22 protein-coding genes are annotated in these 17106 nt (G+C 69.4%); 15 read left to right on the top strand and 7 right to left on the bottom strand.

Annotation, left to right across the window (positions count from 1 at the left end; all coding sequences use genetic code 11):
• Positions 1 to 4: 4 nt before the first annotated feature.
• The gene (gene fbaA / locus QFZ26_RS02325) at positions 5 to 1033 is read right to left on the bottom strand and encodes a class II fructose-bisphosphate aldolase (RefSeq protein WP_307038878.1); all 1029 of its coding nucleotides are present in this window, start codon (positions 1031 to 1033) and stop codon (positions 5 to 7) included.
• A gap of 108 nt (positions 1034 to 1141) precedes the next feature.
• Here fbaA and QFZ26_RS02320 point away from each other — a divergent pair, with 108 nt between their 5' ends.
• The 4 genes from QFZ26_RS02320 (at position 1142) to QFZ26_RS02305 (ending at position 5161) form a co-directional block, all read left to right on the top strand.
• Positions 1142 to 2110 (top strand): fructose-bisphosphatase class II, encoded by a 969-nt coding sequence (locus QFZ26_RS02320; RefSeq protein WP_307038876.1) that lies wholly within the window; start codon positions 1142 to 1144, stop codon positions 2108 to 2110.
• Between the two features lie 139 nt (positions 2111 to 2249).
• The gene (gene glpX / locus QFZ26_RS02315; protein WP_307038874.1) at positions 2250 to 3251 is read left to right on the top strand and encodes a class II fructose-bisphosphatase; all 1002 of its coding nucleotides are present in this window, start codon (positions 2250 to 2252) and stop codon (positions 3249 to 3251) included.
• A gap of 46 nt (positions 3252 to 3297) precedes the next feature.
• Positions 3298 to 4680 (top strand): MFS transporter, encoded by a 1383-nt coding sequence (locus tag QFZ26_RS02310; RefSeq protein ID WP_307038872.1) that lies wholly within the window; start codon positions 3298 to 3300, stop codon positions 4678 to 4680.
• 88 nt (positions 4681 to 4768) lie between these two features.
• Positions 4769 to 5161, top strand: a complete 393-nt coding sequence (locus tag QFZ26_RS02305) for a VOC family protein (RefSeq protein ID WP_307044891.1) — start codon at positions 4769 to 4771, stop codon at positions 5159 to 5161.
• 9 nt (positions 5162 to 5170) lie between these two features.
• Here QFZ26_RS02305 and QFZ26_RS02300 read toward each other — a convergent pair whose 3' ends face one another.
• Positions 5171 to 6517 carry a DNA recombination protein RmuC gene (locus QFZ26_RS02300; protein ID WP_307038870.1) on the bottom strand — a complete coding sequence of 449 codons (1347 nt, stop codon included), beginning with the start codon at positions 6515 to 6517 and terminating at the stop codon, positions 5171 to 5173.
• A gap of 91 nt (positions 6518 to 6608) precedes the next feature.
• Positions 6609 to 7226: a 3'-5' exonuclease gene (locus QFZ26_RS02295; protein ID WP_307044889.1), complete on the bottom strand. Its 618-nt coding sequence runs from the start codon at positions 7224 to 7226 to the stop codon at positions 6609 to 6611.
• A gap of 151 nt (positions 7227 to 7377) precedes the next feature.
• Between QFZ26_RS02295 and QFZ26_RS02290 the strand changes: the two genes are divergently transcribed.
• From QFZ26_RS02290 to QFZ26_RS02265, 6 genes are all read left to right on the top strand, one after another.
• Positions 7378 to 7704: a nuclear transport factor 2 family protein gene (locus tag QFZ26_RS02290; protein WP_307038868.1), complete on the top strand. Its 327-nt coding sequence runs from the start codon at positions 7378 to 7380 to the stop codon at positions 7702 to 7704.
• A complete protein-coding gene (locus tag QFZ26_RS02285) occupies positions 7701 to 8495 on the top strand; it encodes a class I SAM-dependent methyltransferase (protein WP_307038866.1) in 795 nt (264 codons plus the stop codon). The genes QFZ26_RS02290 and QFZ26_RS02285 overlap by 4 nt, the downstream gene beginning before the upstream one ends.
• 46 nt (positions 8496 to 8541) lie before the next feature.
• Entirely contained in the window at positions 8542 to 9618 is a 1077-nt protein-coding gene (ychF, locus tag QFZ26_RS02280) for a redox-regulated ATPase YchF (protein ID WP_307038864.1), read from the top strand.
• Between the two features lie 39 nt (positions 9619 to 9657).
• Complete coding sequence (locus QFZ26_RS02275) at positions 9658 to 9927, top strand: hypothetical protein (protein ID WP_307038862.1); 270 nt, start codon at positions 9658 to 9660, stop codon at positions 9925 to 9927.
• Positions 9928 to 9976: 49 nt separating this feature from the next.
• A complete protein-coding gene (locus tag QFZ26_RS02270; protein ID WP_307038860.1) occupies positions 9977 to 10279 on the top strand; it encodes a hypothetical protein in 303 nt (100 codons plus the stop codon).
• Positions 10280 to 10539: 260 nt separating this feature from the next.
• The gene (locus QFZ26_RS02265; protein WP_307038858.1) at positions 10540 to 11127 is read left to right on the top strand and encodes a hypothetical protein; all 588 of its coding nucleotides are present in this window, start codon (positions 10540 to 10542) and stop codon (positions 11125 to 11127) included.
• A 72-nt stretch (positions 11128 to 11199) separates the two neighbouring features.
• Here the strand turns inward: QFZ26_RS02265 and QFZ26_RS02260 are convergent, their stop codons facing one another.
• Positions 11200 to 11547: a LysR family transcriptional regulator gene (locus QFZ26_RS02260; protein WP_307038856.1), complete on the bottom strand. Its 348-nt coding sequence runs from the start codon at positions 11545 to 11547 to the stop codon at positions 11200 to 11202.
• Between the two features lie 136 nt (positions 11548 to 11683).
• On the opposite strand from QFZ26_RS02260, the gene QFZ26_RS02255 reads away from it, so the two are divergent.
• The 4 genes from QFZ26_RS02255 (at position 11684) to QFZ26_RS02240 (ending at position 14303) form a co-directional block, all read left to right on the top strand.
• Positions 11684 to 11989 (top strand): NIPSNAP family protein, encoded by a 306-nt coding sequence (locus QFZ26_RS02255; RefSeq protein WP_307038854.1) that lies wholly within the window; start codon positions 11684 to 11686, stop codon positions 11987 to 11989.
• A 93-nt stretch (positions 11990 to 12082) separates the two neighbouring features.
• Complete coding sequence (locus QFZ26_RS02250) at positions 12083 to 12655, top strand: RNA polymerase sigma factor (protein WP_307038852.1); 573 nt, start codon at positions 12083 to 12085, stop codon at positions 12653 to 12655.
• Between the two features lie 69 nt (positions 12656 to 12724).
• On the top strand, positions 12725 to 14053 hold the full coding sequence (locus QFZ26_RS02245; protein ID WP_307038851.1) for a hypothetical protein: 1329 nt from the start codon (positions 12725 to 12727) through the stop codon (positions 14051 to 14053).
• Between the two features lie 64 nt (positions 14054 to 14117).
• Complete coding sequence (locus tag QFZ26_RS02240; RefSeq protein WP_307038850.1) at positions 14118 to 14303, top strand: hypothetical protein; 186 nt, start codon at positions 14118 to 14120, stop codon at positions 14301 to 14303.
• Between the two features lie 27 nt (positions 14304 to 14330).
• Here QFZ26_RS02240 and QFZ26_RS02235 read toward each other — a convergent pair whose 3' ends face one another.
• The 3 genes from QFZ26_RS02235 to QFZ26_RS02225 all read right to left on the bottom strand — a co-directional run bounded on the left by QFZ26_RS02235 (position 14331) and on the right by QFZ26_RS02225 (position 16153).
• The gene (locus QFZ26_RS02235) at positions 14331 to 14711 is read right to left on the bottom strand and encodes a DUF4180 domain-containing protein (protein WP_307038849.1); all 381 of its coding nucleotides are present in this window, start codon (positions 14709 to 14711) and stop codon (positions 14331 to 14333) included.
• A 73-nt stretch (positions 14712 to 14784) separates the two neighbouring features.
• Positions 14785 to 15561 (bottom strand): hypothetical protein, encoded by a 777-nt coding sequence (locus tag QFZ26_RS02230; protein ID WP_307038848.1) that lies wholly within the window; start codon positions 15559 to 15561, stop codon positions 14785 to 14787.
• A gap of 49 nt (positions 15562 to 15610) precedes the next feature.
• Complete coding sequence (locus QFZ26_RS02225; RefSeq protein ID WP_307038847.1) at positions 15611 to 16153, bottom strand: GNAT family N-acetyltransferase; 543 nt, start codon at positions 16151 to 16153, stop codon at positions 15611 to 15613.
• A 70-nt stretch (positions 16154 to 16223) separates the two neighbouring features.
• Between QFZ26_RS02225 and QFZ26_RS02220 the strand changes: the two genes are divergently transcribed.
• Positions 16224 to 17084 (top strand): Fpg/Nei family DNA glycosylase, encoded by an 861-nt coding sequence (locus QFZ26_RS02220; RefSeq protein WP_307038846.1) that lies wholly within the window; start codon positions 16224 to 16226, stop codon positions 17082 to 17084.
• Positions 17085 to 17106 lie beyond the last annotated feature (22 nt).

Here is a 17106-nt window from a genome sequence, read left to right as displayed (position 1 = left end):
GGCCCTATGCCGTGATCGACTGGCCGGCGGAACCGAGCTGGCGCGTCGACTCGCCGACGCGGGCGGCCATCGCGGACTCGGCGACCTTGCCCCACGCGCGCGGGTCGTACTGCTTCTTGTTGCCGACGCCACCGTCGACCTTCAGCACGCCGTCGTAGTTCGAGAACATGTAGCCGGCGATGGAGCGCGTGAACGCGTACTGCGTGTCGGTGTCGATGTTCATCTTCACGACGCCGTTGGCGACGGCCTCGGCGATCTCGGCGTCGGTCGAGCCCGAGCCGCCGTGGAAGACGAGGTCGAGGGGCTTCGGGCCGTTGCCGTACTTGGCGGCGAGACCGTCTTGGATCTGCTTCAGGAGCTCGGGGCGCAGCTTCACGTTGCCGGGCGCGTACACGCCGTGCACGTTGCCGAAGGTGAGGGCGGCCATGTAGCGGCCCTGCTCACCGAGGCCGAGGGCCTCGACGGTGGCGATCGCGTCGTCGAGCGTCGTGTAGAGGCTGTCGTTGATGTCGTGGCTCACGCCGTCTTCTTCTCCACCGACGACGCCGATCTCGACCTCGAGGATGGCGTTGATCGCCTTCATGCGGGGGAGGATCTCCTTCGCGATCTCGAGGTTCTCGCCGAGCGGCACGGCCGAGCCGTCCCACATGTGCGACTGGAAGATCGGGTTGCGGCCGGCCTTCACCTCGGCCTCGGAGGCCTCGATGAGGGGGAACACGAAGTCGGCGAGGGCGGGCTTCGGGCAGTGGTCGGTGTGGAGCGCCACGGTGATCGGGTAGTTCTTGGCGACCTCGTGCGCGAAGCGCGCGAACGCGAGTGCCCCGGTCGCGCGGGCCTTGACGGTGTGGCCGGCGAAGTAGTCGGCGCCACCGGTGGTGACCTGGATGATGCCATCGGAACCCGCTTCGGCCAGGCCCTGCAGCACCGCGTTGAGGGTCTGCGAGGACGAGACGTTGAAGGCCGGGAAGGCGAAGCCCTTGGCCTTGGCGGTGTCGAGCATCTCGGCGTACTGCTCGGGTGTTGCGATGGGCATGAAGGCTCCTTCGGACGACAGGTGGGTTGGGTCGAGTCTATCGACTTGCCGAGCACGGCTCAGGTGTGACGGATGCCGCGGGCATCCGCGGTGCGCGAGGATGGCGGGATGCACAGCGCACCAGGCGGGCAGCCGACCTCGACGGATGCCGCGGCCACGATGATTCCCCGCTCGCTACGCGCGGAGCTCATCGCGGCGGTCACGGCGGCGGCCGACGCCGCCCGGCCGCTCGTCGGCTGCGGCGATTCCGACGCGGTCGACGCCGCCGCGGTGGATGCCCTTCGCGCGGCCCTCGCGACCGTGGCCGCCGACGGCCGGATCGTCGCCGGCGAGGGCGAGAAGGACGACGCTCCGATGCTGCACCCGGGCGAGCGGTTCGGCACGGGATCCGGGCCAGCCGTCGACGTCGCCGTCGACCCGGTCGACGGCACGAGGCTCGCGGCGGCGGGCCTTCCGGGATCGATGGCGATCCTCGCGGCCGCGCCGCGCGGCGCCTTCCTCGACCTCGGCCCGGCGCACTACCTCGACAAGCTCGTGCACGCCGGCGCGGGTGCCGGTCTCGACCTCACGCTCCCGGTCGAAGAGAACCTCGCGCTCCTCGCCGCCGCGCGGGGATGCCGCGTCACGGACCTCCGGGTCGCCGTGCAGTCCCGGCCGCGCAATGCCGCAACGGCCGCCGCCGTCGAACAGGCAGGGGCTCGCGTGCATGCGTTCGAGCACGGCGACATCGAGCGCGTGGTGCACGCCGTGGCATCCACCGGATCGCTCGACCTGCTGCTCGGCATCGGCGGCGCGCCCGAGGGCGTCATCGAGGCGGCGATCGTGCGCGCGCACGACGGGTTCATGCAGGCCCGGGCGGCGCCACAGTCGGCCGGTGAAGCCGAGCGCGTTCGACGTGCGGGGCTCGACGCCGATCGGGTCCGGACGCTAGACGAGCTCTGCTCCTCACCGGCGTTCGTCGCGATCGCCGCCGTGACCGCGTGCGCGCTGGGACCCGTGCCGACCGCGCTCGTGCAGGTGGCCGCAGGTCACGGCGACGCGGCGACGGAGACGAACGCGACCTTGCCGGAACGTTAAGATCCGGGGATCTTTCCGGCTCGGAACGTTCGAACTTCACGTCGCGCAGGGGCCGGATGCCTAGGCTGGAGGGGCGGGCCGCGCGCTCGCCGACGGTTCCGAGCGTCGGAACCCGACACAGCGTCCGGGAGGACCCTCGATGGTGAGCACCGATACGGCAACCCTGTTCCTGCACCCCGACCGCAACATCGCCCTCGAGCTCGTGCGGGCGACCGAGGCGGCCGCGATCCGCTCGTACCCGTGGATCGGCCGTGGCGACAAGCTCGGCGCCGACGGCGCCGCCGTCGACGCGATGCGCGCGTTCCTCGGCACGGTGAACTTCGACGGCGTCGTGGTCATCGGCGAGGGTGAGAAGGATGCCGCCCCGATGCTCTTCAACGGCGAGCGGGTCGGCAACGGCCGGGGGCCCGCCTGCGACATCGCCGTCGACCCGATCGACGGTACGTCGCTCACCGCCGCCGGGCGCCAGAATGCGCTCTCGGTCATCGCGGTGGCGGACCGGGGCACCATGCTCGACGCGTCATCCGTCTTCTACATGGACAAGATCGTCACGGATGCCGCCGGTATCGGCGTCGTCGACATCCGCAAGCCCATCGGCGAGAACCTGCGCGCGCTCGCCGCCGCGAAGAACAAGCCGATCGGCGAGATGCGCGTCGCGGTGCTGAATCGCCCGCGGCACGAGCAGCTCATCGCCGACATCCGGGAAGCGGGCGCCGGCACCCGCCTGATCAGCGACGGCGACGTGGCCGGCGGCATCAACGCGGCGCGCTACGAGTCGCGCATCGACATGTGCGTCGGCATCGGCGGCAGCCCCGAGGGCATCACCACCGCGTGCGCCATCAAGGCGCTGGGCGGCTTCATGCAGGGACGGCTCGCGCCGAAGGACGACGCGGAGCGCGCGCGCGGCGAGGCCGCCGGGCTCGACTGCGACCGCGTCTACGAGCTCGGAGAGCTCGTGCGCAGCGACAACACCTTCTTCGTCGCGACGGGCGTGACCGACGGCGAGCTCGTCGACGGCGTTCGCCGCAAGGGGCCGATCATCCGCACCGAGAGCATCGTGCTCCGCGGCACCTCGGGGACGATCCGCCGCGTCGTGGCCGACCACCTCGCCGAGAAGTGGCTCGACCCAGCCGACCGCTGACCGATTACCGCGTGTGGATGTCGGCGGCACCCGCAAGAATGACCGGATGACCGACGCCACCCGGCTGCCGCGCGCGCTGCGTCCGTTCTCCTCGGGCCAGTACCGACTCCTCACCATCGCCCTCGCGGCGTCGCTCCTGAGCGCCGGCGCGTGGATCGTCGCCGCGGTCTGGCAGGTCGTGCAACTCGGGGGCACCCCGATCGACCTCTCGTTCGTCGCCGTCGGCTCGAGCCTCGGGCTCGTGCTCGCGGTGCTGTTCGGCGGTGTCGCGGCCGACCGCATCCCGCAGCGGCGCATCCTGCTCGTGGTCGAGATCGTGCGCGGCACGGGCTTCGCGATCGCGGGGTTCCTCGCGGTCACCGGCATCGTCGAGGTGTGGCACCTCGCGGTCATCTCGTTCGTGCTCGGCCTTGCCGACGGCTTCTTCTATCCCGCGTACTCGGCATGGCTGCCTTCCATCCTCCCCGAGTCGCAATTGCTCGCGGCAAACGGCGTCGAGGGCGTGCTGCGCCCTGCGGCCATGAATGCCGCCGGACCTGCCCTCGCGAGCCTGCTCATCGCCGTGCAGGGGCCGTGGCTGGCCTTCTTCGTCGTGGCCGTGCTGCAGGTCGTCGCGGTGGTCGTGCTCGCCGCGATGCGCACCACTCCGGTGCGCCGCGATCCCGACGAGGTCGTGAGCCACCCGGTGCGGCAGACGTTCATCGACCTTCGCGACGGGTTCGCCTACCTGTTGCGCACCCGATGGCTGTTCGCGACGCTCGTGTTCTCGATCCTCCTCGTGTTCGTCCTCATGGGCCCGATCGAGGTGCTGCTTCCGTTCGCGGTGAAAGACCAGACCGGCGGGGGCGCCGGCGCGTTCGCCCTCGCGCTCGCCGCCTTCGGGGTCGGCGGTGCCATCGGCTCGATCGCGGTCGCATCCATGCGGCTGCCACGGCGTTACCTCACCCTGATGATCCTCGCGTGGGGATTCGGCGGGCTCCCGCTCGCGGTGATCGGGCTCACGTCGTGGCTCTGGGTGATGGTCGTGGCGCTGTTCATCTGCGGCCTGCTCTTCTCGGGCGCCTCCGTCGTGTGGGGCACGCTGCTCCAGCGCCGCGTGCCGCCTTCCATGCTCGGCCGGGTGTCGAGCCTCGACTTCTTCGTCTCGCTCGCGCTGATGCCGATTTCGATGGCCGTCGCCGGCCCGGTGGGCGAGTCGATCGGACTCGCGCCTGCGTTCCTCATCGCCGGACTCGTGGGCCCCGTGCTCGCGATCGCGACGCTTGCGTTCGCACGGCTCGGCAAAGACGAGCTGGCACATCCGCTCGACGGCATGGTCGACTCCGAGCCCGTGACGGGTGGCGAGGCCTCCGCACGCCTCGAGCCACCGGTCGACGAGCCGCACCCTCGGCGCGAGCTTCGGCCGCGCACGGATCCCGAACCCGGATAGCCTGCGCCGACGTGTTGCGCCCCGAGGGTCGACGTCGAGGTCGACTCGTGCAAGTCTGGGCGGACACATCGTGCGAAAGGGGGCCGAAATGGTCACGATCCGAGATGCATTCCCCGGCTTCAGCGTCAACGACATCAATGCGGCACGGGAGTTTTACGGCACCAGGCTGGGGTTGTCGGTCGCGGATGGCGAAATGGGCGATCTGCAGATCTCGTTGCCGTCGGGTCAGGCGGTGTTCGTCTACCCGAAGTCGAATCACGAGCCGGCGAGCTTCACGATCCTGAACCTCGTGGTCGACGACATCGACCGAGCGGTCGATGAACTCAATGCGTCGGGCATCGAAACGAAGATCTACACCGCGCCAGACGACTTCGGCACCGACGAGCGCGGAATTGTCAGAGGCTCCGCCAGCGGCGAGGGGCCGGACATCGCGTGGTTCCGCGACCCGGCCGGCAACGTGGTGAGCGTGCTCGTCACGTGAGGCGGCGCGTCAGTCGCGGGCGTCGGGTGTCTGCAGCTGCCGGCGCAGGTCGGGGTCGAGATCGGCACCGCCGCCGGCCACCAGTTCGAAGGCCGTGAGTTCGCGCGGCGCCTCTTCGATGCCCTGGAGGGGGGCGAGGATCTTCGATTCGTCGAGTGCACCGAGCTTGCGGGCCGTCGGCAGTACCTGGCGCTCGAGAGAACCGACGAAGGCGTTGTAATCCTTCACGCTGCGCTCGATGGTGCGGCCGAGCTTCTCGATGTGGCTCGCCGTCGTGGCAAGGCGGGAGTACAGCTCGCGGCTGAGGTCGAAGAGGGTCTTCGCCTCGTTCGTGAGCACGTCTTGCTGCCACGAGAAGGCGACCGTCTTCAGCACCGACCACAGCGTCACCGGTGAGGCGAGCGCCACTCGCTTGGAAAATGCGAACTCCATGATGCTGGGATCGGCCTCGAGGGCGGCGGAGACGAGCGACTCGCTCGGGATGAACGCGATGACGAGCTCGGGGGAGGCGTCGAGCCCGTTCCAGTAGCCCTTCGAGCCGAGCGCGGTGATGTGCGCGCGCACCGCCGCGACGTGCTGCTTCAGGAAGTCGGTGCGCCGTGCGCCTTCGGCTCCGCTCGCAGTCGCGGGAATCTGGCTCGCCTCGAGATAGGCGTTGAACGGCACCTTCGCATCGACGGCGATCGACTTGCCGCCGGGCAGCCGCACGACCATGTCGGGACGCCCGTGGCCGGAGTCGCTCGAGATGCTCGCCTGCACGTCGAAGTCGACGCGTTCGATGAGCCCGGCCGCCTCGACGACGCTGCGGAGCTGGGTCTCGCCCCAGACGCCGCGGGTGCTGTTGGAGCGCAGGGCCGAGGCGAGCGACTCGGCGGTGGAGCGCAGCCGCTCTTCGGACTCGGCGGCGGACTTCAGTTGCTGGGTGAGCTCACCGTGCTGGAGGTTGCGCTGCGACTCGAGCTCGGTGACCTTCGACTGCATCTCGCTCAGCGACTGCTTGACCGGCGCGAGGGCCTGCAGCACCCGGCTCTCAGCCTGCTCACGAGCCTCACGAGCCTGCTGCTCTGCGCGGTGCTGCTCGACGAGCTCGCGCTGCTGCTGCTGAGCGAGCGAGATCTGGTCGCGCAGTGCCTCGGCCCGGGCCTGCATGGCCGCGAGCTCTTCGCGGAGGAGCGACTTCGCCGCCTCTTCGCCGGCACGCACCTCGGCGAGCTGCGCCTGGTGGCGCGCCTCGATCAGCGCCGGGTCTTCGCCGACGGGCGCAGTGGCGGCGCGGCGCTGCAGGAGGAGCGCGACCGCGAGTGCGCCGAGCACGGCGCCGACGACGAGGCCGAGAACGAGAGCGAGGATGTCCATGCCGCCAGTGTCGCAGGCGCCCACGACATCGCCGGGCACCCGCCGCGGCTGGGCGCGAGACCGATCGGGGGATCGGCGTGCGATGCGGCCGTTACTGCAAGGCCATCGGCCCGTGCACCGCGCCGCGGTCGCGGGTGGCCGCCGGGCCGATCGCACCGATCTTGACGCGGGTGATGTGGGCGAGTCGCTCGAGGTCGTCGGCCTCGTGGCGGCGGGCCGCGTGCACGATGATCGCCGCGCACGCCTCGGCGTCGGCCAGTGCGTCGTGGTGCGAGAAGCCTTCGAAGCCCGCAGCCATCGCCGCCACCGGCAGCCGATAGGAGTCGAGGTGGTAGGTGCGGCGGGCGACCTGCAGGCTGCAGAGGTACTGGAAGTCGGGCACCGCGAGGCCCACGGCTTCGGAGGTCTTGGCGATGACGCCCACGTCGAACCCGGCGTTGTGGGCCACGAGCAGGTCGTCGCCGGCGAACTCGCGCAGCGTCGGCAGGTGCACGGCCCAGCCTGCGGCATCCGTCACCATCTCGCGCGTGATGCCGTGGATGCGCACGTTCCACTCGGAGAACTCGTCGTGCGGGAAGGGCGGGCGGATGTAGTGATGCACCCGATCGACGACCCGGCCGTCTCGAACCTTCACCAGGCCGATGGAGCATGCGGATGCCGGTGACGAGTTGGCGGTTTCGAAGTCGATCGCGGTGAAGTCCACTGGCACGCGAGCATCCTCGCACGCACGTGCGACACGGTCGCGGCGGGCGCCGGGCGGGTCGGCGATCGGCCCTCGACGGTTGACGGATGCCGCGTGCAGGGCGTGGAATTGCACCGTGGCGCTCTCCACCTCGCGCCCGCCGAGCGGAGGAGACCTGATGATCGAGCTTCCGATGCCCGTGCGCGAGGCGTTCGACGCGACGAACGCCGGCGATCTCGAGCGATTCACCGCCGCGTTCGCCGACGACGGCGTGCTCGACGACTGGGGGCGTGAGTTCCGCGGGCGCGACGAGATCGCGCGGTGGAGCCGCGAGGAGTCGATCGGGGTGCACCAGACGTTCGAGGTCACCGAGTCCCGCGTGATCGGCGACGACGTCATCGTGACGGCCGACGTCGGCGGCGAGGGCTTCAACGGGCCCTCGACGTTCACCTTCCGGCTCGATGCCGATGGCCGGCACATCGAACGCATGGCGATCACGGCATGAACGAGGCATCCGCCAACGAGGTTCCCGCCGAGACGGGGCTCGTCGTCGACCCGGGCGACCCGGCGACGATGACCAGCGCGCGCTCGTTCGGCGCGGCGGCATCCGTCTACCACGAGGCCCGGCCCGGCTACCCGGTCGCGGCCGTCGAGTGGCTCATCGGCGACGCGGTCCGCGTGCTCGACCTCGGAGCCGGCACGGGCAAGCTCACGGCCGCGCTCGTCGCGCTCGATCGCGAGGTCATCGCGGTCGACCCGGTGGAGGAGATGCTCGAGGAGCTCGAGGTCGCCGTGCCCGGCGTGCCTCGCATCCTGGGCATCGCGGAGGACATCCCCATCGAGGACCGCGCGGTCGACGCCGTCGTCGCAGGCCAGGCGTGGCACTGGTTCCAGCCCGACCGCGCGATCCCCGAGATCGCCCGGGTGCTCCGGCCGCGAGGCATCCTCGGCCTGGTGTGGAACAGCCGGGACACGCGCGCCGAGTGGCTCCGTGAAGCCGGCGACATCATGCACGAGCGCCACGACGCGAGCGCCACCTTCGAGAGCTACGTGCAGATCGGGCCGCCGTTCGGCGCCGTCGAGGAGCACACCGTGGAGTGGACCGAGCGGATGTCGCGGGTGCGATTCCTCGACCTCGTGCGCTCGCGCAGCTACTTCATCACATCGACCGAGGCCGAGCAACGGGCCACGATCGCCGCCCTCGAGACCCTGCTCACGACGCATCCCGAGATCGCCGGGGCAGAGGAGCTCGACGTGCCGTACCTGACGCGCTGCTTCCGCGCGCGGCTCGACTGAACCCGCGCGAGTCCGCGCACGACGGCTGCCGGTACGATAGACCCCCGTGGCTCTCACTATCGGCATCGTCGGCCTGCCCAACGTCGGCAAGTCCACCCTGTTCAACGCGCTCACCAAGAACCAGGTGCTCGCCGCGAACTACCCCTTCGCGACGATCGAACCGAACATCGGCGTGGTGAACCTGCCCGACCCCCGGCTCGAGACGCTCGCCGGCATCTTCAGTTCCGAGCGCATCCTGCCCGCGGCCGTCGCGTTCGTCGACATCGCCGGCATCGTGCGCGGCGCCTCGGAGGGTGAGGGCCTCGGCAACAAGTTCCTCGCGAACATCCGCGAAGCCGACGCGATCGCGCAGGTCGTGCGCGGCTTCGACGACGACGACGTCGTGCACGTCGAGGGCACCGTCGACCCCAAGGCCGACATGGAGACGATCAACACCGAGCTGATCCTCGCCGACCTCGAGACCCTCGAGCGCGCCATCCCGCGCTACGAGAAGGAGATCAAGGGCAAGAAGCTCGACCCGTCGGTGCTCGTCGCTGCCAAGGAGGCGCTCGAACTGCTGCAGAAGGGCACACCCCTCTCTGCGGCATCCGTCGACCTCGAGCCCATCAAGGAGCTCGGGCTGCTCACCGCGAAGCCCTTCATCTACGTCTTCAACGTCGACGAGGCCGTGCTGACGGATGCCGCGCGCAAGGCCGAGCTCGCAGCACTCGTCGCGCCCGCCGAGGCGGTCTTCCTCGACGCGAAGATCGAGTCGGAGCTCATCGACCTCGACCCGGCCGATGCCGCAGAGCTGCTCGCCTCGACCGGCCAGGAGGAGTCGGGCCTCAACCAGCTCGCCCGCATCGGCTTCGACACGCTCGGCCTGCAGACCTACCTCACCGCCGGCCCCAAGGAGTCGCGCGCGTGGACGATCCCGAAGGGCGCCAAGGCGCCGCAGGCGGCCGGCGTCATCCACACCGACTTCGAGCGCGGCTTCATCAAGGCCGAGGTCATCTCCTTCGCCGATCTCGTCGAGACGGGCTCGGTCGCCGAGGCTCGCGCCAAGGGCAAGGCCCGCATGGAGGGCAAGGACTACGTCATGCAAGACGGCGACGTGGTGGAGTTCCGCTTTAACATAACGTGATCAGCGTTCGTAAGTCTGGTCCGATTGGAGCGTGCTGTGGTGGCAGAGCAACCTTCCGTGTCGGAAGTCGAGCGGCGCGAGCACTTCACGCTCGAACTCAGTTCCGAAGAGGCTCTGGTGCTTTTCGAATGGCTCGCCCGAGCCGAGGACGAGGATGCGCTGGAATCGACCTTCGTGGACAAAGCAGAACAGCTGGTGCTTTGGAGCGTTGAGGGGCAGTTGGAGAAAGAACTGGTTGCGCCGTTCCGCACTGACTACGATCGGCTACTCCAAGCTGCCAGAGACGCTGTCCGCGGCCCAGAAGACTGACGGCGACGTGGTGGAGTTCCGTCACACAGTTAGGCATGAGGGGTGGGTGATGGTCGAGCACGACAGAGCGTGGGCGCTTTCGGCGCAGCGCGAGCTGCGGGTTCTTCTGAACGAGTGGGACCCACTGGGGGTCTACGTACCGGCTGGACCGGGCGACGAGGAGTGGCTTCCTCAGGACGAGTACGACTGCATCCGCGACCCTCTACTGAGCAGGTTGCTCCGGGGCGATAGCAAGGCCGAAGTCGCTCAGTTCCTAAGGCACGAACTCGACGAGCACTTCGGAGTGCCAACCCGGCTTGTCACAACGGAACTGGTGGACAAGGTAGCCGGTTGGTGGGAGACGGTTCGCTGATGGACGGCGACGTGGTCGAGTTCCGCTTCAACGTGTAGCGCTCTTGCCGCTGCCCGCTGCTGCCCGCTGCCCGCTGCCCGCTGCCCGCGTCCGTCGGCCGGTCCGAACCCGGGGCCCGGGCCATACACTCGTCTGGTGACGTCTGAACACGTGATCGAGATCGCCGACGGCTGGGGCTCGGTGAACCTCTGATGGCCCGGAAGCGTGAAGTCACGCGCCCTGTCACGAGGCGGTTCGTGCAGGTCACCCGGAGCCCGAGCATGGGCGTCGAGCTCTCGACCGGTCGGGCATGGATCGGTATCGACCAGCAGGTCGGCCATGGTTCGGCCGACGCGTTGTTCGCGCTGACTGACGAGCAGTACACCGCGGCGCTCGTCGACGGGGCGGTGGACCGGCAATTCATGGAGGACTGCTGGCGAGGCCGGCATGAGGACCTGCTCCTGTTCCACCCGGCCGGTGGGTCGTGGAAGCCGGAGCTGTGGTGGGCGTGCCGCACCCGCATGATCCCGCCGCGGACCGCCGGCGAGGTCTGGTGGCACATCGATGCGATAGGCGAGCCGGCGGATGGCGAGCGGGCCGGAATCTCGCGGAGCCTCGCCGGCGGCGAGGCCCTGATCGCTGGCGGTCCTGACGGTGTTTCGGTCATGACGTTCCGCCTCGTCGGAGACGGTGCATATCCGCGCCCCGCCGCGCTCATCGCCGGACTGACCGCGGGCAGCGGTCGGGAGCAAGCGCGGGCGGTCCTGGGCGACCCGGTGGAGACGGCTTCTGACGAGTTCACTCTCGAGGGGGTGCGGGTGCGGCTCGGCTACGTCGACGACGGCCTCGTCGAGATCACGCTGGGGTGACCCGAGCCGCCACCGGGCGAAGCGAATCCCGTACGCCACAATGGTGGTCCGACCGTGAATCACTGAGGAGGGTCAGCGCCCCTGCCGATTCTTGTAGGGCTTCGGCTTCCCCTTCACGATGGGGGCGCGGCCCTTGCCCTTCGAGGCCTTCGCCTTGCCGCCGGCGTTGGCCACGGATTTCTCGGCGGGAGCGGGCGCCGCGGCGATCTCTTGTTTGGCCTCTTCGAGGAAGAGGATTCCGACCTTGGTCAGCTGGGTTTCACCACGACTCCGGGTGAAGAGCGGATGCCCGACCTCGGTCTCGAGTTTCTCGATCGACGAGTAGAGCGAAGCGAGCGGGATGCCGAGGGTGTCTGCGGCACGCGGAAAGTGCAGCTCCTCAGCGACTGCGACGAACCGTCGAAGCAGGGTGATGTTCACGGGGAGAGCCTTTCGTCGGCCCGCGCGAATCGCGGCCGTTCCTCAGGCTACGTCAGTCGTGAGTTCGGCGGTCGGAGCAGCAGGATTGGCAGGCATTCATAGCCGGCCGTCCGGGGGTCGATGCGAGGGTGGATGCATGATCACCATCCACCTGCGCTACGAGATCGACCCCCACAAGCTCGCCGACTTCGAGGAGTACGGGCGACGGTGGATCCACCTCGTGAACCGCCTCGGTGGCATCCACCACGGCTACTTCCTGCCGAGCGAGGGCGACAGTGATGAGGCCTTCGCGCTCTTCACATTCCCCTCGCTCGCGGAGTACGAGCAGTACCGCACCGCCGCGAGCACCGACCCCGAATGCCTCGAGGCGAACCGGTTCGGAGCGGAGACCCGCTGCTTCCGCCGCTACGAGCGACGCTTCCTCACGCCGATGTTCGCCTGATCGAACGACGCGGACGCGGTGCGACCTGCGCAGGTTCACGAGGATTCGCGACATCCCGTGCAAGACTCGCGGCAGTTGTGACACATTCATGTCGTGACGAACGCCAGCAGCGCAGCAATCGCCGACGGAGCCGGAGGGGTGGCGATGCCCGAGAGCACCGGTTCGCCCGCGACGAGCGCCGACGTGGCCTGGTTCACCGAGATCGTCCGCGAGCATTCGACGGCTCTTGTTCGCTACTTCGCCCGTCGCGGACCGCGCCAGGATGCCGAGGACCTCGCCGCTGAGGTCCTCGCCACAGCTTGGCGCCGCCACGACGACGTGCCCCGCGAGGCCGTGCTGCCGTGGCTCTACCGAACTGCGGGATTCACGCTCGCCAACCACCGCCGCAAACAGGTCGACCTGCCGGTCGATGCGGTGCCCGAGTCGGGCGCGGTGCGCGTCAGCGACGACCCCGAGTTGAGCGCGCTGTTCGACGCCGAGCTCCGCGGTGCACTCGCGACCGTGGGGGAGCGCGATCGGCAGATCCTGCTCCTGCACGCGTGGGAGGGTCTCGACGGTGAAGAGCTCGCCGAGGTGCTCGGCATCTCCCGGTCTGGTGCCGACGCTGCGCTCTCGCGGGCCCGCAAGCGACTGCGAGAGGCATGGGGCGAGCGGATGTCGTTCTGACCCTCGTGCAAGGTTCGGGCTGCGCCGCACATATGCGTAGGTGAACCGCACTCACGGAGGGTGATCGACATGAACGACGACAACGAGCTCGACCCGGTCGCGCGACTGCGCGCTGCCGACCCTGCGAGGGATGTCGAACCTCGCGAGGGGTTCGCCGACGAGGTCGTCGCTCGAGCGGTCGCCGAGCCGGCTGCCGAGTCGGCACCGGCACCGGTGTCCGACCTGACCTCCGAGCGCACCCGCCGGCGCCCCCGCTGGCTTCCGATCGCCGCGGTCGCCGCGTCGATCGCCGTGGTCGGGGCGCTCGGATACGGCGTCGGTGCGATGACCGGTGGTGCGACGAATCTGGCCGGTGGCGCTGCTCCGCCCATTTCGCTGCAGACCGGTGCAGGGCAGGAGGGCACGACGCCGGGCATCGCCACCGACGCCTCGGGGCTCGAAAGCCAGAAGGCGTCGGGCTTCGCGACCGCCGACATGATGTACCCCTCTGGGTTCGGTCGGAACAGCTTCAGCGCGTCGGGCCTCACCACCGACGACGGCACCGCCGTCGCATACGCGTTCGACGCGCGCGCCGCGTCGAGCGCCGACACCGTCGCCGCGCTCGCCGGTGCACTCGGCGTCGACGGCACAGCCGAACTGACGAACGGCAGCTGGGTGGTCGGGCCGCAGGACGGCACCGCCCCATACCTCTCCGTGGGTCTCGATGGCACCCTCTCCTTCTATTACTCCGACCCACTGATCAATCCATGGCAGTGTGCCAAGAGCGCCGACATCACGGAGCCGTGCGACCCGATGGCGAATGCTCCCAGCCAAGACGAGCTGCCGAGCGAAGACGCTGCCATCGGCGCGCTGCGGTCGATCCTCGTGTCGGTCGGACGCGACCCCGGAGCGTTCGAGTTCACCTCGGAGACATATGCGGGCTCGTTGACGCGAACCGCCCAGGCGTGGCCGGTCATCGACGGGCAGCGTCTCGACCAGGCGTGGTCGCTGGAACTCACGACGGCGGGAGTGTTCAGCGCCAACGGTTCGCTCGCCGGCATCGTCGAACTGGGCGAATACGCCATCGTCAGCGAGCAGGAGGCGTTCGAGCGCCTCTCCGATCCTCGGTTCGGAGCGCACCTGACCAACATGCCGATTGCGTTTCGCGAGGAGCAGCTCATGACCCCCGAGGAGTGGGTGCCCCCGACCGAGCCGCCCGCGACCCCGACCGAGGGCAGCTCGATCTCCTGGCCGGTGAACCACGTCGAGATCGTCAGCGCGCGCCTCGGCCTCGCGAGCCAGTGGCAACCCGATGGCAGCGTGCTCGTGGTTCCGAGCTACGAATTCACCGATGCCGAGGGCGGCACCTGGTCGGTCATCGCGGTCGCGGACTCGGAGCTGGACTTCGACTCCGAGTGACCGGCAGGATTGATCTTCCGAGCGACGATTCCTGTCGCCGGTCTTCGAGTGAGGGGTGGCGACCATGACCATCGATGACCGCGGCAGCCAGGACCCATCAGCGACCGACGTCGCGATCGAGCGCGCGCTCGAGGCGGCGAATCTTCGTGCCGGCGATGCGCTCGGCTCCACGTCGGCATCGGTCGTCGAGGAGTGGGAGCCGACCGCCGCAGAGGCCGGCGATCTCGTGTCGAGTGCCGACGGTGACTGAGCGCTGAGCGCGAGACGCGGCGCAGCGTCAGCCCGCGCGGCGGGCGGCCCGGCTGGCGAGCTTCTCGGTGAGCGCGGCCTCGTCGTCGACGAACCAGACGTGCTCGCCCATATTCGACTCCCACACGAAGTCGCGCAACGCGCCGCTCGCCTCGACGTGCTCGGAGATGTCGCCGACCACCGCGAGGCGCAGGCGGTAGTTGACGAGCTTCTGGGTGATCTCACCGGCGACGCCGGAGCGGAGCCGGAAGAACTCGGGGTCGAGGCGTTCGACCGGGACGGCGATCAGGCTCGCGTTGTGCGACCAGGCCGTGCCGACGAGGTCGGATGCGTCATCGGGTGTCGAGATGGGCTCGCCCTCAGCCTCGAGGTGGAGCACACGGATGCCGCTGCTGTCGTCGATACGCATGGCTCGACCCTAGCGGCGGCCGGCGCTCGAATGAAGCACGGCCGTGCCGGCCGGTGCTCGTCGCCTTGGTCGGTCAGCTTGCGGTGTCGAGGCAGGTGACCTGGTTGATCCAGCCGTAGCCGTAGTCGTCGTTGCCGAACACGACCACCGTCGCCTCATTGCCGACGACGTCGTGCTTCTCGATGGTCTCGAGGTGTTCGGGCAAGTACGCGTCGATGTCGTCGGTGAAGCCGAGCTCGACTTCGATGGTGCGGCAGTCGGCCTCGGTGAAGAGCGCCACCTGCCAGCAGCCCTCGGCGAACTCGATCGGGCAATCGGCACCGTGCCGATTGTCGTTGTACATCTCGAGCGCGGCGGGGAACGCGTACATCGTCTCTCCGGATTGCATCCGCTCGACATCGGCGAACTCGGTGTCGTCTTCTGCGCCAGCTGCGGCTTCTTCGGCCGCCGACTCGAGCCGCTCGGTCGCGGTCGTGAGCGCGTTCGTCGCAAGCGTCGTGGCACCGAACACCCCGGCCGTGATCAGGGCCAGCACCGCGACCGAGCCCGCCACGATTCCGATGACCGCGCCGCTCGAGAGGCCGCGGCGGGGCGCCGGTGTGCTGACGGGCACGGATGCCCCGACGCTCGGGTGCGGGGCGGTCGACGTTCGCGCCTCGGCGAGCAGAACGTCGCGAGCGACGACCAGCGTCTGCGCCCACTCCTCGGCTTGGCGCCGTGCCGAGACATCCTGATATCGCGAAGGGTGTCGCGCCCACGACTCGCCGGCGAACGCGCGCTCGACGAGCTCGACGGTGAGGGGGCTGTCGGGGAGGATGCGCAGCGTTTGCCGCGCGAGGTTCGGGTCCACAGCAGGATCGTATGGCCTCGAGCCGATCACGAGAAAGCGCGGCGTCGACTCAGTCGTCGAGGAGCCGCTGGAACAGGCGGTGGTCCTGCCACTGGCCGGCGATGCGCAGGTATCGCGGCGCAAGTCCGATGGGCTCGAATCCGGCGTTGACGAGCACCCGCTGCGAGCGGTGATTGTGCACGAGCGTGCCGGCTTCGAGCCGGTGGAGCGTGAGCTCGTCGCGAGCGAGGTCGATCGCCGCGAGCACCGCGGCCGTGCCGACCCCTCGCCCGGCGTAGTGACGATCGACCCAGTAGCCGAGGCTCGCGCTCTGCGACGCGCCGCGCACGATGTTCGAGAGGTTCAGCCGGCCCACGATCCGGTCGCCGTCGGTGATCACGAGGGGGAGTGAACGGCCCTCGGCTGCCGACCCGAGCTGCAACCGCACCTCGTCGTCGTGCCACTCGGGCTCGAAGAACGCGTCGGGGCGGAGCGGTTCCCACGGTGCGAGGTACTCGCGGTTGCGGGTGTATGCGTCGGCGAGTCGCGTCGCGTCGTCGGCACGCACGAGTCGGAGCTCGAGGTCGTGCGGAAGCTGGATGGGCCGGACCACCCGATCGATCGTAACGGCCCCGATGCCTCGAATCACCCCGCCTGTCGGCGGTCGGTGGCACGATAGGGGAGTGCCCGAGCTTCCTGAGGTCGAGGCGCTCGTCGGATTCCTGCGCGAGCGTGCGGTGGGCCGTGCGATCATGTCGGCGTCGGTGTCCGCCATCGCGGCGTTGAAGACCTTCGATCCGCCCCTCAGCACGCTCGCCGGCCGCGAGATCGTCGCGGCCCAACGGCACGGCAAGTTCGTCGACCTCGACGCCGGCGGCACCCACCTCGTGTTCCACCTCGCGCGCGCCGGGTGGCTGCGCTGGTACGACGAGCTGCCGAAGACGCTCATCAAGCCGGGCAAGTCGCCCATCGCCCTTCGCGTGCGCCTCGACGACGGCGCGGGGTTCGACCTCACCGAGGCCGGCACCAAGAAGTCCCTCGCCGTGTACGTCGTTCACGACCCATCCGACGTGCCCGGCATCGCCAGGCTCGGTCCAGATCCCACGGCGCCCGACTTCACGCTCGACGACTTCGCGGGCGTCCTCGCCCGGCGCCGAACGCAGATCAAGGGGCTGCTGCGCGACCAGTCGGTGTTTGCCGGCGTGGGCAACGCCTACTCCGACGAGATCCTCCACAACGCCCGCATGTCGCCCTACGCGCTCGCCGCGAAGCTGAAGCCCGACGACGTCGAGCGGCTCTATCACGCACTCCGCGACACGCTCGACGACGCAATCGCCGCCGCGGCCGGCAAGCGGCCCGACGAGCTCAAAGACTCCAAGCGCACCCGCATGCAGGTGCACGGCCGAACCGGCGAGGCGTGCCCGGTGTGCGGCGACACCGTGCGCGAGGTCATCTTCGCCGACTCCACCTTCCAGTACTGCCCCACCTGCCAGACCGGCGGAAAGCCGCTCGCCGATCGCGTGCTGTCCCGGCTGCTCAAGTGACGCGCAGTGTCGGATGCCGCTG

This window comes from Agromyces ramosus, assembly GCF_030817175.1.
Classification (GTDB): Bacteria; Actinomycetota; Actinomycetes; order Actinomycetales; family Microbacteriaceae; genus Agromyces; species Agromyces ramosus_A.
This window is presented reverse-complemented; position numbering and strand designations above follow the sequence as displayed.

What these genes read in the sequence shown, in the direction of transcription:
- fbaA (WP_307038878.1), bottom strand. Translation starts at nt 1,033, where the DNA reads ATGCCCATCGCAACACCCGAGCAGTACGCCGAGATGCTCGACACCGCC.
- QFZ26_RS02320 (WP_307038876.1), top strand. Translation starts at nt 1,142, where the DNA reads ATGCACAGCGCACCAGGCGGGCAGCCGACCTCGACGGATGCCGCGGCC.
- glpX (WP_307038874.1), top strand. Translation starts at nt 2,250, where the DNA reads ATGGTGAGCACCGATACGGCAACCCTGTTCCTGCACCCCGACCGCAAC.
- QFZ26_RS02310 (WP_307038872.1), top strand. Translation starts at nt 3,298, where the DNA reads ATGACCGACGCCACCCGGCTGCCGCGCGCGCTGCGTCCGTTCTCCTCG.
- QFZ26_RS02305 (WP_307044891.1), top strand. Translation starts at nt 4,769, where the DNA reads ATGGTCACGATCCGAGATGCATTCCCCGGCTTCAGCGTCAACGACATC.
- QFZ26_RS02300 (WP_307038870.1), bottom strand. Translation starts at nt 6,517, where the DNA reads ATGGACATCCTCGCTCTCGTTCTCGGCCTCGTCGTCGGCGCCGTGCTC.
- QFZ26_RS02290 (WP_307038868.1), top strand. Translation starts at nt 7,378, where the DNA reads ATGATCGAGCTTCCGATGCCCGTGCGCGAGGCGTTCGACGCGACGAAC.
- QFZ26_RS02285 (WP_307038866.1), top strand. Translation starts at nt 7,701, where the DNA reads ATGAACGAGGCATCCGCCAACGAGGTTCCCGCCGAGACGGGGCTCGTC.
- QFZ26_RS02270 (WP_307038860.1), top strand. Translation starts at nt 9,977, where the DNA reads ATGGTCGAGCACGACAGAGCGTGGGCGCTTTCGGCGCAGCGCGAGCTG.
- QFZ26_RS02265 (WP_307038858.1), top strand. Translation starts at nt 10,540, where the DNA reads ATGGGCGTCGAGCTCTCGACCGGTCGGGCATGGATCGGTATCGACCAG.
- QFZ26_RS02255 (WP_307038854.1), top strand. Translation starts at nt 11,684, where the DNA reads ATGATCACCATCCACCTGCGCTACGAGATCGACCCCCACAAGCTCGCC.
- QFZ26_RS02245 (WP_307038851.1), top strand. Translation starts at nt 12,725, where the DNA reads ATGAACGACGACAACGAGCTCGACCCGGTCGCGCGACTGCGCGCTGCC.
- QFZ26_RS02240 (WP_307038850.1), top strand. Translation starts at nt 14,118, where the DNA reads ATGACCATCGATGACCGCGGCAGCCAGGACCCATCAGCGACCGACGTC.
- QFZ26_RS02235 (WP_307038849.1), bottom strand. Translation starts at nt 14,711, where the DNA reads ATGCGTATCGACGACAGCAGCGGCATCCGTGTGCTCCACCTCGAGGCT.